At 65.9% G+C, this 13,465-nt stretch carries 12 protein-coding genes; 4 read left to right on the top strand and 8 right to left on the bottom strand.

Annotation, left to right across the window (positions count from 1 at the left end; all coding sequences use genetic code 11):
• Positions 1–75 precede the first annotated feature (75 nt).
• A complete protein-coding gene (locus VPH43_RS16720) occupies positions 76–1,452 on the top strand; it encodes an RICIN domain-containing protein (protein WP_328578861.1) in 1,377 nt (458 codons plus the stop codon).
• On the opposite strand, the gene VPH43_RS16715 is transcribed toward VPH43_RS16720, so the two are convergent.
• On the bottom strand, positions 1,449–2,774 hold the full coding sequence (locus tag VPH43_RS16715; protein ID WP_328578860.1) for a tetratricopeptide repeat protein: 1,326 nt from the start codon (positions 2,772–2,774) through the stop codon (positions 1,449–1,451). The two genes, VPH43_RS16720 and VPH43_RS16715, sit on opposite strands and share 4 nt — an antisense overlap.
• A gap of 169 nt (positions 2,775–2,943) precedes the next feature.
• On the opposite strand from VPH43_RS16715, the gene VPH43_RS16710 reads away from it, so the two are divergent.
• A complete protein-coding gene (locus VPH43_RS16710; protein WP_328578859.1) occupies positions 2,944–4,398 on the top strand; it encodes a DUF4214 domain-containing protein in 1,455 nt (484 codons plus the stop codon).
• An 80-nt stretch (positions 4,399–4,478) separates the two neighbouring features.
• Here the strand turns inward: VPH43_RS16710 and VPH43_RS16705 are convergent, their stop codons facing one another.
• The 3 genes from VPH43_RS16705 to VPH43_RS16695 form a co-directional block, all read right to left on the bottom strand.
• Positions 4,479–5,042 carry a TlpA family protein disulfide reductase gene (locus tag VPH43_RS16705; RefSeq protein ID WP_328578858.1) on the bottom strand — a complete coding sequence of 188 codons (564 nt, stop codon included), beginning with the start codon at positions 5,040–5,042 and terminating at the stop codon, positions 4,479–4,481.
• Positions 5,043–5,213: 171 nt separating this feature from the next.
• The gene (locus tag VPH43_RS16700; RefSeq protein ID WP_328578857.1) at positions 5,214–5,843 is read right to left on the bottom strand and encodes an FMN-dependent NADH-azoreductase; all 630 of its coding nucleotides are present in this window, start codon (positions 5,841–5,843) and stop codon (positions 5,214–5,216) included.
• A gap of 9 nt (positions 5,844–5,852) precedes the next feature.
• Positions 5,853–6,173: a DMT family transporter gene (locus VPH43_RS16695; RefSeq protein WP_328578856.1), complete on the bottom strand. Its 321-nt coding sequence runs from the start codon at positions 6,171–6,173 to the stop codon at positions 5,853–5,855.
• Positions 6,174–6,251: 78 nt separating this feature from the next.
• Here VPH43_RS16695 and VPH43_RS16690 point away from each other — a divergent pair, with 78 nt between their 5' ends.
• Positions 6,252–6,611, top strand: coding sequence for a winged helix-turn-helix transcriptional regulator (locus tag VPH43_RS16690; RefSeq protein ID WP_328578855.1), 360 nt, complete (start codon positions 6,252–6,254; stop codon positions 6,609–6,611).
• A 103-nt stretch (positions 6,612–6,714) separates the two neighbouring features.
• Here the strand turns inward: VPH43_RS16690 and VPH43_RS16685 are convergent, their stop codons facing one another.
• On the bottom strand, positions 6,715–8,094 hold the full coding sequence (locus VPH43_RS16685) for an SGNH/GDSL hydrolase family protein (protein WP_328578854.1): 1,380 nt from the start codon (positions 8,092–8,094) through the stop codon (positions 6,715–6,717).
• Positions 8,095–8,312: 218 nt separating this feature from the next.
• On the opposite strand from VPH43_RS16685, the gene VPH43_RS16680 reads away from it, so the two are divergent.
• Positions 8,313–9,791 carry a hypothetical protein gene (locus tag VPH43_RS16680; protein WP_328578853.1) on the top strand — a complete coding sequence of 493 codons (1,479 nt, stop codon included), beginning with the start codon at positions 8,313–8,315 and terminating at the stop codon, positions 9,789–9,791.
• 161 nt (positions 9,792–9,952) lie between these two features.
• Here VPH43_RS16680 and VPH43_RS16675 read toward each other — a convergent pair whose 3' ends face one another.
• The 3 genes from VPH43_RS16675 to VPH43_RS16665 all read right to left on the bottom strand — a co-directional run bounded on the left by VPH43_RS16675 (position 9,953) and on the right by VPH43_RS16665 (position 13,438).
• Complete coding sequence (locus VPH43_RS16675; protein WP_328578852.1) at positions 9,953–10,753, bottom strand: DUF4393 domain-containing protein; 801 nt, start codon at positions 10,751–10,753, stop codon at positions 9,953–9,955.
• A gap of 1,054 nt (positions 10,754–11,807) precedes the next feature.
• Complete coding sequence (locus VPH43_RS16670; protein WP_328578851.1) at positions 11,808–12,917, bottom strand: hypothetical protein; 1,110 nt, start codon at positions 12,915–12,917, stop codon at positions 11,808–11,810.
• Positions 12,914–13,438 carry a DUF4365 domain-containing protein gene (locus VPH43_RS16665; RefSeq protein WP_328578850.1) on the bottom strand — a complete coding sequence of 175 codons (525 nt, stop codon included), beginning with the start codon at positions 13,436–13,438 and terminating at the stop codon, positions 12,914–12,916. Before VPH43_RS16665 ends, VPH43_RS16670 begins: the two co-directional genes overlap by 4 nt.
• Between the last annotated feature and the right edge of the window lie 27 nt (positions 13,439–13,465).

Here is a 13,465-nt window from a genome sequence, read left to right as displayed (position 1 = left end):
ACCCCCCGAGCGGCCGCAAGCGAGGCCCTCGATTCCAGAATCGGCTGCCATCCGTTGTCAGCCAAGGACCCAGCCATGAGAAAGGCCTTCATCACACGACTCGCCGTCGCGTTCGGCGCATTGCCACTGATTCTTGCCGCCTGCGGTGGAGGCAGCGATGCGGGCTCCACGCCCGCCGCGTCCACCAGCGCCACGGGCCGGGCAAGGGCGCTGGCCGAAGAGGCGGCCACGACGAAGATCGTGGCCGAGCACTCCGGCAAGTGCCTCAACGTCGAGGGCGGCCCCGAGGCCACGCAGGACGGCGCCCGCATCATCCAGTGGGCCTGCAACGGCGCCAGCAACGAGGACTGGACGCTGGTCAGCGACGGCAACGGCCACGTCAGCCTGGTGGCCAGGAGCAGCAACAAGTGCGTGCAGCCGGCAGGTGGCGGCACGGCCAACGAAACCAAGCTGGAGCAGGCCAGCTGCAACGGCAGCGCGCAGCAGCTGTGGACCGTCCGCCCCAAGGCGAGCGGCGGCCGCTACGAGATCGTGCACCTGAATGCCGGCCGCTGCCTGGACGTGACCGGCGGCCCGGCCGCCACCGCCGACGGCGTGGTGACGGAGCTATGGGACTGCACCGGGGAGGCCAACCAGTCCTGGGCCCTCGAGGCCGGCGGTGGGGGTGGCGGCGGTGGTGGGGGTGGCCAGGTGCTGCCCCAGCTGAACAACGGGGACACCAATTGGACCTTGACGTTCCAGGATGAATTCGATGGCGCCGACCTGGACCGCAGCAAGTGGTCACCGCAGTTCGGCTGGCTGGCGGACCCCGAGGAGCGCAACTGGGTGGTGGAGGACTCCAAGCTGAAGATGTGGTCCCGCAAGGACCCGGCGCAGGGCAAGTTCTACGACCGCAACATCCACACCGCGGACAAGTGGTACGGCGGCTACGGCTACTACGAAGCGCGCATGAAGCTGAACGTCGGCCCGGGGCAGTGGCCGGCCTTCTGGCTCTACAACAACGCGCAGTGGCCCAGCTTCGCGCCGGAGATCGACATCATGGAAGCCTACGCCGGCTGCGATGTGGAACCCTGGTCCGTGCCCGGCACGTGCGAACCGGGCACCTTCGAAGCCGCGGTGCATCGCAGCGACAACGAGACCCGGGTGTTCACCGGCGGCAACGCCAACGGCGGCGGCAGCAACCGCACACAACCCGGCTACAGCCTGGCGAGCGGCTTCCACACCTATGGCGCGCTGTATGACGAAACCGGCGTCACCCTGTTCCTCGACGGCCAGCAGGTCGGCAAGCTCTCCGGCAACATGCCCGCGTCGTTGTTCATGATCCTGTCGCTGCAGAACGACCCGAACCGTCCGGACCCGTCCGGCGAGCCGGTCGACGACAACAACGACTGGCGCAACACCAAGCAGAACGCCTTCGAGATCGAGTACGTGCGCGCCTGGAAGCGGCCCTAGGCGGTGGCGAGTGGCTGCGCGCGCGCGCTGCGGTACAGCGCCTGCAGCCGCTCGTCGCCATACATCGGCTCGAACAGCGGGCTGGTGGCGCCGGCCAGGAAGAGCGGGTCGCGCACCGCGGCGCTGCGCTGCAGCAGCGCCAGCGCATCGTCATACCGCCGGCTCGCCGCCATCACCTCCGCCATCACGTACGGCGATGGCGCTGGGGCAGTGTGGGCGGCGGGCTGCAGCAGGCGGCCGGCCTCTTCGGGGCGGCCCAGCGCGTACAGCGCGCAGGCCTCGCCCAGCTGGCAGTCGGCATGGCCGGGGCAGCGGCGCCGCGCCTCCCGGTACAGCGTGATCGCGTCGCCGTGCCGGCCGCAATACAACAACATGTCGGCACGCGACAGCAGGGCCCAGAAGTTGTCGGGTGCGATGTCCAGCAGCGCCAGGTACTCCTTGTCGGCATCGGCCCAGCGGCGCTGCGCCACGCGCAGCCAGGCCATGTGCAGCCGGAAGGCCGGGTTCTGCGGATCGAGCTCGCGCGCACGGCGCAGCTGCGCTTCGGCCTCGTCGAGCAGGCCGGCGAACATGAGCTGGAAGCCGTAGAGGTCGCGCACGCGGGCGTTGCCCGGCGCCAAGGCCACGGCGCGCGCAAGCTCATGTTGCGCTGCCGGCCAGTCGTGTTCGAAACGATGCAGCACCAGGCCCTTCAATGACGCCGCTTCCGGCAGGGCGGGGTCCAGCTCCAGCGCGCGGCCCAGCGCTTCGAGTGCATGGTCGATGTGGGGTGCGGCGGGCTCCAGCCCGCTCATGCCCAGGTTCACCCACGCGCGTGCCGCGCCCACATACGCCGGCGCATAGCGGCTGCATTCGCGCAACGCCTCCTGGTAGCGCTGCAGCGCGGCCGGGAACGCACCTTCGCGCAGGAAGTGGTCACCGCGCTCCACCAGGTCGCGCGCATGGCGGCTGCCGGCGGCGTGCGGCGCGGCACCGCGCCGGCGCAGGGTGGGCACATAGCTGCCCACCGGCAGGCTGATCTCCCACGGGTCGGATGCGCCGGTTTGTGCGTAGTAGCGCGCCAGGCGCTGGCGCAGCCGCCGCGCCTCCACCCGCACGATGGTGTCCTCCTTCGGATCGAAGCGCGCCGGGTGGCGGCCGAACACTTCGATCGCGAGCACGCTCTCCTTCAAGGCAGGCGCCTGCCCACCATGCGCACCCGCCACCAGGTGGCGCAGGAAGCGCTGTTGCCGGGGTGACCCCGCAAAGCACTCGCTGTCCAGCACGCGCTGCAAAGCCGCCTCCAGATCGAGCGGCAAGGCCAGGTTGTGTGTCACCTCCATGTCACCTCCCGAGCGCCCGCACGAGGGGGCTGCGATCCCAGAATCCGCTGCCGTTCACCAACGCATACAGCCCTGAAAGCCAGGTGCGCGATGGTCCCTCAAAACACCACGGCACGGCCCATCGCAACCACAACCGATTGCAACCAACCCGATGCAGAGGAAGACAGACATGACTCAACCAAGCGACTTCGTTCCGGCCTTGAGACTGCACCTGCTGCTGTGCGCCAGCGCCGCGGTGCTGGCCGCCTGCGGCGGATCGGACGGCGGCGCCGACGATGCCACCGCAGCCGCGGCGGATGCCAACCGCTCGACCGCCATGGCCGCCCATGCCAACGCCGATGCGCAGGCCGCAATCACACCCGCCAGCGCCAACACCACCGCAGCGTCCCCCGAGGAGCAGATCACCGAGCTGTACCTGGCGCTGCTGCACCGTGCACCGGATGCCGCCGGCCTGGCCTACTGGACGCAGGCGCTGCGCAACGGCGCCAGCATCGACGCCATCGCCGAGGCCATCAAGACCAGCCCCGAATACCAGCAGCTGCAGGCCGGCAGCTACCCCCTGCCGCCGGCCACCACCCACAACTACTACGTGTCGGCCAACACCGGCTCGGACTCCTGGCCCGGCACCCAGGCCCAGCCCTTCAAGACGCTGGCCCGCGCGGTCAAGGCGGTGACCCAGCCGAGCACCACCGTGTGGGTGGCGCCGGGCACCTACGCCGGCGGCATCAAGACCACCGTGAGCGGCAGCGCCACCGGCCGCATCTACTGGCGGTCCACCACCCGGTGGGGCGCGAGGATCGTGCCGCCGGCCAGCTCCAGCAACAACAGCGCCTGGGACAACCGGGGCCACTACGTCAGCATCACCGGCTTCGACGTCGATGGCAGCCAGGCCGGAAGCGGCACCCCGTGGCTGCATGGCATCTACACCGGCGGCTCCTACAGCATCATCCAGTACAACCGTGTGCACCATCTGGCGGTGAAGGTGCCCTGCACCAGCGCGGGCGGCTCGGCCATCGGCGTGGACAGCTACTACCACGGTGTGAAGGGCGACGTGCTGGACAACATGGTGCACGACGTGGGCCCCACCGGCTGCCGCTACGTGCAGGGCATCTACATGAGCACCTCGGGCACCGTGAAGGACAACGTGGTGTTCCGCATCGGCCAGGCCGCCATTCACCTGTGGCACGACGCCAACGACGTGAAGATCATCAACAACACGGTCAGCTCGTCGGTCTTCGGCATCATCGTGGGCGGCGGGGATTTCTACTTCAACACCGCCGGCGCCAACAACGTGCATGTGCACAACAACATCGTGTTCGACAACACCTACGGCATCTCCGAGCAGGGGAAGACCGGCACGTCCAACACCTACAAGAACAACCTGGTCTACCAGAACCCGAGCTACAACTGGCGCCTGCAGAACGGCCTGCAGCCGGTGAACACGGTGAGCGCGAACCCCTTGTTCGTGGCGTATTCGCGCACTGCGCCGATGCCGGACTTCCACCTCACGAGCAGCTCACCGGCGATCGGGCGCGGCGTGTCCACGTACGTGCAGCCCACCGACTTCGAAGGCAAGCCGCGCAATGCGAACACGGGGTACGACATCGGCGCATACCAGCACTGAACACCAGCACTGAACACCAGCACTGAACAAGCGTCCGTTGGGAACCCGCACGCGGCAACGTGTGCGGGTTTTTTTTGCGATCACTTGTCCACGCCGCACGCGCCGTCAGCACACGGCGAGCCGCCGGCCACGCCCGCCGGCCTGGGAGCGCCTTCCAGCGATGGCTGTGGTCGCGCCTCGGCCAGCAACTGCCCGATCACCGCGCCGAGCTGCAGGTCGTCGATCTGGCCGAAGTGGCTCAACCGCACCCGCCCAGCCGGGTCGAACACCACCACGCTGGGCGTGCCTTGCAGGCCATAGGCCTGCATCGTCAGCGGCACAGGGCTGGCGGTGTCGGCCTGGTCGATGCCGACCGGAAACGGGATGCGGTACTCGTGCAGGAACACCCGCAATGCGGCGGGCCCCGTGACGGCGTGGTGCTCGAACACGGTGTGCAAGCCGATGACCGCCACCTCGTCGCGCGGAAAGAGACCATGGACGCGCAGCGCCTGTGGCACGCCGTGCGACACGCAGCCCGGGCACAGCATCTGGAAGGTGTGCATCACCACCACCCGCCCGCGCAGGCGCTCCAGCGTGAGCGGCTCGGGCGTGTTGAACCACTGGCTCACCTGCAGTGGCGGGGAGAGGCTGTCGTTGAGGGCCATGGCGGATCCTTCCGGTGCAAGTGGGTGGGCGGCAAGGACACCAACGCATCGCCGCACAGGCTCAGTGTGTGACGCGACGCCTCATGCTGTGCACGAATTCGTCCAGATGACGATCCCATGCATCCACCGGGTGCAGCACGGCGGCCTGCACGCGCGTGCCGGGCATGCCGCTCAGAACCCGGCGGCCAGCCCGCGCGCCCGTTCCACCGCGGCGGCCAGCGCTGCGCTCACCACGTCGGGCGCCGCGAGCGTGGGCGCGACGGTGAGCTCCTGCACATCGTGGATGCCGATGAAGGCCAGCCAGGCGCGCATCTGCCCCTTCTGGTGGTCCACTTCGCTTTCGTGCGGCGCCAGCCGGTGGTCGCCCGCGCTGGAATACACCACCACCGCGCGCTTGCCATGCAGCAGGCCCTGGTAGCCGCCTGCCGGGGACCAGCGCCAGTTCTGCTCCGGCAGGGTCACCACGTCGATGAAGTGCTTCAGGCGGTACGGCAGGCCGAAGTTCCACATCGGCACGCTGAACACATAGCGGTCCGCCGCGTTGAACCGCTGTGCCAGGGCGACGGCCTGGCCCCAGAGGCGGCGCTGTGCGTCGGTGGCCTGCGTGCGCCGCAGCACGGCGAACTTGGCCGCGATCATCTCGGCGTCGAACGGCGGCAGGGTTTCGTCCCACACATTGAGGCGATCGATCACGGCACCCGGATGCCGGTCACGGTAGGCCTGCACCAGGGCCTCGGCCGCCTGGCCGGAACGGGAGGCTTCCTTTGCGGGCGACGCCGCCACGTAGAGCAAGGTCGACATGGCGGCTCCTCAGGCTTCCAGCACGCGCAGGCCCACCGTGCCGGCCACCACCAGCGCGATGCACAGCAGGCGCAGCGGCGCGGCGCTTTCGCCGAGCAGCAGCACGCCCACGCCCACCACGCCAACCGCACCGATACCCGTCCACACGACATACGCCGTGGCCATGGGAATGCGCTTGAGCGCCAGGGTCAGCAGAAAGATGCTGCCCAGCGCAGCGGCCACGCCCATCACGGACGGCACCGGCCGGGTCCATGAATCCGACTGTTTGAGGGCGAAGGCCATCATCACCTCCACCACGCCGGCACCGATCAACAGCAGCCAACTTGTCACACACGCTCCCAGGTCATTGAGGGAGTGCCATGATCCGGGCCAGCGCCGCCCCCGAGAAGTAGGCACCTGCTGGTAACCATGACAACACCGAACCTGTCGCACACGCCCGATGCGCTTGATGTAGAGCCGGCCATGTGCCCTTCGCAGCGCGTGCTGCAGGCGGTGGCCAGCAAATGGGCGCTGCCCATCGTCGCCGCGCTGGCGCAAGGCCCCATGCGCAACGGGCAACTGTGCCGCCACCTGCACGGCGTGTCGCAGAAGGTGCTCAGCCAGACGCTGCGTGAGCTGGAGCAGCAGGGCCTGGTGCATCGCCAGGACCATGACTGCGTGCCACCCAAGGTGGAATACGTGCTCAGCGATGCGGGCCACGGGTTGAACGCGGCATTGCGCCCCGTGGACGTGTGGGCCGAGGCCAACGGGTGGTCGCGCGATGGGTGAGTCGCTGACGACTGCAGCGCTCGACAAGCCGCCCTGTACTACAGCGGCGGCTTCAAGAATGCCTTGAACCTGACCCGCCGCCCAACCCGGGCGGCGGAATGCGCTAGCGAGCCGTCTCCACCGTCGGCCGCGCGGCGCTGGCGCTGCTGGCGCCGTCGTCTGCAAAGAGGCTCAGGTTGACCGACTGTCCCATCGCCTGGTAGCCGGCGTCGTTGGGGTGCAGATGGTCTCCCACGTCATACGCCGGCAGCATCCGCGACGGATTGGCGGGGTCACGCACCACCGCATCGAAGTCGATCACCGCGTCGAAGGCCCCGCTGGTGCGGATCCAGTGGTTCACCGCCATGCGGTTGAGCTCGCCCGTTTCATTGAAGTAGCCGGGAAAGATGGTGCCGCGATAGGGTGTGAGCGTGGCGCCGTACACCTTGATGCCACGCGCATGGGCGCGCAGGATGATCTGCTTGTAGCCCTGGATGATGTCGTCGGCCGTCACAGCCTCCGGCGTACCCGGTGCGGCATGGCCAAAGTCGTTGATCCCTTCCATGACGACCAGGAACTTCACGTGCGGATGGGCCAGCACATCGCGGTCGAAGCGTGCCAGCGCGTTCTCGCCGAAGATGGGGATCTGCCCGTCGTGCAGCACGCGGTTGCCGCTGATGCCCTGGTTGAGCACCGCCACGTTCATGTGGCGGTCCTGCAGGCGCTGCGCCAGCACATTGGGCCAGCGCCGGTTGGCATCCACCGTGGAGCCGTAGCCGTCAGTGATGGAGTCCCCCAGCGTCACCACCGCCCGGGCATTGCCCATGCGGATGGGGATCGGCCCGGGTACCGGGTCACCGGCCACTTCGCCGGTGCCCACCTCCACGGCCGAGAGCAGGCTCCACGAAGTGCGCGTGGCCTGCACCGGCAGGTTCACCGCATCGACATAGTTGCCGGGGGGCGAGGCGTAGTTCGTCTGCACCGCCAGCGAGTGTTCGCTGATCGGGCCGGTGCTGCCGGGCAGGTACACCGTGACCGCGAGGTTGCTCAGAGGCTTGACCGCCATCGCGACCGGATCACTCACGATCTGCGCACCGCGCGGGATGACGGCCGATGCCTTCCCCCCGAACGTGAGGGGGCGGTCGCTGCCTGCGACGATGGAGGCGCCCTGGCTCTGCAGGCCAATGCGCACGGCACCCACGGCGACCGGCTGTGTGCCAAAAGCGTTGGACAGCCGCACGCGCACCTTCTGGCCACCGATGCTGGTGTGCACGATCAGGCGCAGCGTCTGGTCGGTAAAGCCGGCAGGGTTGGCGTCGGAAGGGCTGGCGGTCCAGGTGCCTATCCAATCCCGGTCGCGCACGGCCTGCGTGTCGCTGGCGGAAGCTGCCGTGCCACCGAAGAGCGTGGTGCACAGCGTCAGCGCCAGCAGAGCCTTGCCCATGCCGCGGCGTGTGAACGCGCGCACGGCGGTGGCCCCGGCCGCGGGGATCGTGTCGTTCATGTGATTCTCCTTGTGGGTTCGATCGGTCCGGCCGGTGAGCGTGGCCAGCAACCATTCAACATAGGAGCTCGGAATCCGTTTGCTGTGCGTAACCGTAACGGTTCCTCGAGTGGGGCGCGCCTGCCTAGCCGATTCCAGCGCGCAGCGCCATTACGCCAATTCGCGTAATTGCCGGCCGGTGCACGCATCGCCACACTGCGCGCCAGGAGGAAAAGCCCATGACAACCCACACAAGCCCCAACGCCGCGCTGCTGGCCCTGCTGATCACCAGCACCGCCGCACAAGCCGATGTCGACGCCACCCAGCAGCGCACGCTGATCACCGCGAACACGGTGCACACCCTTGGTTGGGCCGATGTGCGCGGCAGTGCCGGCAACCGCAGCGCCACGGCGGTGCGCATGTTCTACGACACGCGCGACAGCCGCGCCGGCTACGCAGGCCGCGAGAACTTCTGGAACCAGGACTGGTCGCTCTACATCGATGCCGAAAGCGCGCTCGGCCCCAAGGGCCCGCTGGGATACGCCGGCCCGCTGGGCTCGGCGGGCCCGCTGCTCAATGCGGGCTGGTCCTGGGCCTGGTCCTCGTGGCTGCCCACGGGCCAGGGCAGCTGGCTGGGCTCCTACGTGTGGAACGGCCAGGCGAGCTTCGGTGCCGCCAACCCCTACGGCGCGGCCGGCCCCCTGGGCGCCAGCGGGCCGCTGACGGTGACGGCGCTGTACACCACCATGCCGCACCTGAACGAAGCCGGCGACGCCACCACGCAGGAAGCGGCGAACGACTACAACGACTTCCCGCACCAGCTGGACCCGGCCGGTGTGTGGGGCGTGCTGGGGCCTGCGGGGCCGCTGGGCGTGCTGGGCCCGCTCGGGCCGTTGGGTCCCCTGGGATATGGCACCTCCGGCGCGGTGACGGTGGACCCCGCCACCCGGGAGTACAAAAACGGCAGCCAGACCGTGCGCGCGCTCGACGTGCCGCACACCGCGGACGGCACGGTGTGGCGCCGCCACGCCTTGGTGGAGCTCTACCCGCGCGACAGCCTGGTGGCGCGCCAGGCCAACCCGCAGCAGTTCGTCAACGACACCTCGTTCTCGGTCAACGCCTACTCCGCCAGCTGCACCCTCAACCTGGCCGACCGCAACGCCAACACCTTCTACTTCAAGTCCGGGGTCGACCAGTGGCTGGCGCTGGTGCTGACGAACGTCAACGCGTATGCGCAGCTGGACTTCGACGTCGCCATCAAGCCCGACCCGGCCAACGGCTTTGCCGCGGCCAGCAGCGCGGCCGCCTGGTTCGGCAGCACGCCGACCAGCTTCAGCGTGAACACCTTCTCGGCCCTCTACTACAGCGGCGGCTTCAACTACGCACTGAACCTGCAGGACTTTGCGATGCTGCGGGTGAAGAAGGGCGAGGTGATCAAGTTGAGCGTGAAGTCGGGCTACAGCAGCCCGACCGCGTACGACAGCTGCGGGTACCTGCTGCATGTGGTGGGCAGCGGCTTTCAGGAGCGGAGCAACGGTGGGGCTTGGGCGGACAGTGCGCTGTTTGCGCCGAATCGGGTGAATGGGAGTGGGCAGCGGACGTTCAATGTGACGGGGAAGCACCAGCAGGGGGTGGGTTGGTGGGGGCGTGGAGAAGCGCCTGTCCTGCTACCAATCTTGGGAACTGGTACAACGCCTGTCGAGCACACACCGCTTTGACCCTCAGCGGCTGTTGACTGAAGTTCAATAGACGGGAGGGAAGCGGACGCTCAACGTCGGAGTTGACCGGCGCCAGCGGCAATGCACCGCGAGAAGTACGCTCACAGCACGGCTCGCGTCACGATGCTGCTGCGTGTCCGCGGCGAACGACCTGTTAGCTTTCACTGCCCGTGACAAGCGAGCATGAACTGCAAGCCAAAGCTGGTTCGCTGGACAATCCCGCGCCCGAACTTCAGTTCACGTCCCTGCAATGAAGGGGCCTGCTGCATGAACCGCGTATACGTCTCGCGATGAGCCGCTTCGAGCGGCTCATATAGTGAATCGTCAACGAGCCACTCGTCGTACTTCACGACGAGCAGTCCCAAGCCGTCCAAGTTGCTCAAATAGGAATCTATGTTGCCTGGAAAGACAAGCCCTTCAAGAGCGTCTTGCGGCACAAGGGGGCCTCCAAGAACGTTGTGCGACCCGTCGCTGGCCCGAGCCGCTGTGGCACGCACGAAAGGCAAATCCCGCCGATTGACGAAGTACTCCAGCAGGTGAGCCTCGTCGGGACTCAGGTTATTAATGACATTCACAAAGCTGGGATGTGCATTTCCCAACGTCTCGACGTTGGAGGCGGTCGCCAGCAGCTTCACGTACAAATCTGAGAGCTTCTCGTCCCGCACGTATGCGAGCTTCTCAGCGATTGGCACGCCAATTTCCGGGGCTACTCCGACTGTCTTCTCCTCAGGCACCGCGTTCATGCGTTCGCGATACTTTTCAAGGTTCTTCTCGAGCGCGATTCGAGTGCGCTCATTTGCCCAGGCTACAGGCCACAGCACCGTGTTGCCAAGCCCGATTACGGTCTCGAGAGCACGCCCAACCTGCTTCACACCCGGGCGGGCGAGATCGCCGTAAATCTCAACGAGCAGCCCAGGGACCTTGATTGCCTCCTGCGCGAGCTGCAGCCATCCATTCGACACTTCGTGCCTCCCGTGAAAGCTAACGAATAAAAGGAATCTCCTCATCCCGAAGTAGCGCAGAGCAGCGAATCGCAATGAGTGCCGCGATGAGAAGTGCGTCTGTTCCCCGTGGTGCTACCGGTAGGGCCAGGCCACTCTACTCCAACCACCGGCGCAAGTTAGCCGACCCAAACCGCAGCCCAATTGAAGGTGACGGTGATCGGCATGTTCGCGCCTCGAAAACAAGCTCTCGACGTCTAAAGGCCAAAACTTGGTTCTAAGGCGACAGCGCCTTCAGGTTATGTAGGCGCCTGTCGCTGCAATGCTGACAAGCTTGAAAGCGCTGACTCGCGGTAGGGCTGCACGTTTCTCACTCGGCTGCAGTTTATCCAGCACCCAGTAACCAGGCGAATCAGACACTCCCCCGTTGACTGGCGACTTTGCGTTGCGCGACGTTCGCCCACGACCCTGCGGAATGAAGTTCGTTGGGATATGAGGCTACATGAAGCCGCCGTTCGCGAACTACCGCTCCTGGCCGAAAGCCTTCCCGCAAACGAAAAAGGCCCGCGACGCAAATCGCGGGCCTTCGGCGCCTAGGGAGCCTCGACAAACTTGTGGGACGACAGCTCATCTGAGAGCCGGAGCATTGTCGCTGCTCGGTTTTTTCATCTCGGCTGTCGCAGCCTCATAGACATCCCGACAATCGATTTGAAACCGGCCTACCAGAGCGACACCCGTAGTGAAACGCCTTTTGAGCGGTCTGGCCGCCGGTACAAATTCAGCGCATGAGACCCGCCGTGAGCGAGCCAATGACAAACAGTCCGGCGCCACAAAGTCCGCCAAAGGCGAACCAAGCGCGCAGCTCCCGACGCGTCCTGGCCTCCTGACCGAGAAAAAGCAGAGCCAACCCGTCGAGTCTAGACACGAGCTCATCCTCAACGCGCGCCATCGCTTCAAGGTGTGAGACCGCAACGTCAAGTGACCGCATGAGGGCATGCTACATCCTGGTGACCCCGAGGGCGCAGAGATACGGGGTGTGCGTACCTCAAGGACGGAGAGCCGGGGCGCCACGGGGTCAGCTGAAGTCCTCGACCTTGGTAAGGCGAATCTGGGTCTTCAACCGCATCCCGTCACCTCGCAGTCGAACAGTGCGCTTCTTCTCGTGTGCCGACAGGGCTCGCTTGTACTGCTCGTTGGACAGCGTAGCTGTGATGAAAGTCCGATCGCCATGGAACATCGACACCACCCGGATGTAGTTCTTGTTCCCTTCGGGATCACGTGATCGCAGTTCCACGATGGAGCCCGAAACGTCGATGTCGTTTTCGCCCCTCAGCTGCGCCTTGATGAAGTCCACGAACTGCCTGAGGCGGTCGGTTTTCTCAGCACTCAGCCATCCTGTCTTCGTGGTCCGAATGATGCTGCCCGCCTCAAAGGCAAACTCAATCGCATCCATCTCAGGACCCGTGAGGGTCCTTGCAAGCGACTCCAACAGCTCTACGTCGAACAACGCGATGGCATCCGCTAGGCTGTCCTCAGAATCAATGGGCATGTCGCCGTTGAGAACTCGCTCATTGAGGAACTGAATCGCGGAAAAGATCGACGAACACACTTGAGTGGAACTCACCTCCTCTCGGCCGAAGAGGTCCGCTTGCCTCAGCGTTGTCTGGGGCACTTCGATCCTCGCGATGAAGCTGCCTACTTCGCTTTGAAGAAATCGGCAGTCCTTCGCGAAGTTCTGCGCTAGAAGCCGGGTAACCTTGCTGTCGTCCCCAAGCTTGAATCTCGCACCGTTGTATAGGCTCTTTTCGAGATTCTCTGCATATGCCCCAAGCGACGCCAAAGGGATCGATCCCCCCTCGGTCTTTCCGTCAATGAAGCGGGACACGATGCGCGCGGGACCGCCCATGTCGCCTATGGCTGCGGCCCGGTTTACCAATGACCCAACGTCGCCGACCCCATAGATGTCCTGGAGGGCCGCAGCTGCGCCGTGCAGCAGGCTTCCGACTCCATGCCGACGTGCGTCTACGGGCAACGCAATCGAGTATTTGCCTCGAATACCCAGAGCGTCCGGGGGATAGTAGAAGGTCAGACCCTTGGCCTCTCGGCGGAGTGACCATCCCGACTGCGTCAGGAATGTGCGAAGCTGCTCCGCGAGCTTCTCGAAGTCCTCGGGGGCTCGGCTCATAGCTCGATTCCCAGGTCTTCAAACCGACTACGGACGAACTCCGATTGAAGCTGGTTCGTCTTTGGAATTGTGATCCGGACCTGTGTCTTGTTCGCGCTCTCAGCAGCTCCTGCGTCCGGGAGATACCAATAAGCTTTCCCAAGAAGCCCAAGGCGGTCTGCATCGATGTTGATGCACAGAGGGGGCGCCGCATCCAGCACGACCAAGACGAGGTGAAGCGGCAGCGGCTCGCTCCTTCGGTGTATCAGGTCGTTGTAGTTCTTCACTTCGAGGTCGTACTTGATGTGGTCCGCTTCGTCGATCACGCCCGTCGTGGTCGTTGACTTCAGCTGGAACTCCAGCTTATAGGGCATGTCGAGATAGCGAACACCACCCTGCGGCGTCTCTCGAACGCTGACCGGCCAGACAAGCATGTCCACGCCGTGGTCCTGCGCCAGGTCTTGCGTCTTGAACCCATGACCCTCCGCCAGCACCCGCAGGAAGTGTTTCGAGAGAGCTTCCTTCTTCTGGTCGTCAGTCATCGGCCCACCGTCCCTGGCACCTTGTCT

Origin of the sequence: Ideonella sp. BN130291, from assembly GCF_036231905.1 — a bacterium.
In the GTDB taxonomy this organism is placed as follows: domain Bacteria; phylum Pseudomonadota; class Gammaproteobacteria; order Burkholderiales; family Burkholderiaceae_C; genus CAMLIZ01.
This window is presented reverse-complemented; position numbering and strand designations above follow the sequence as displayed.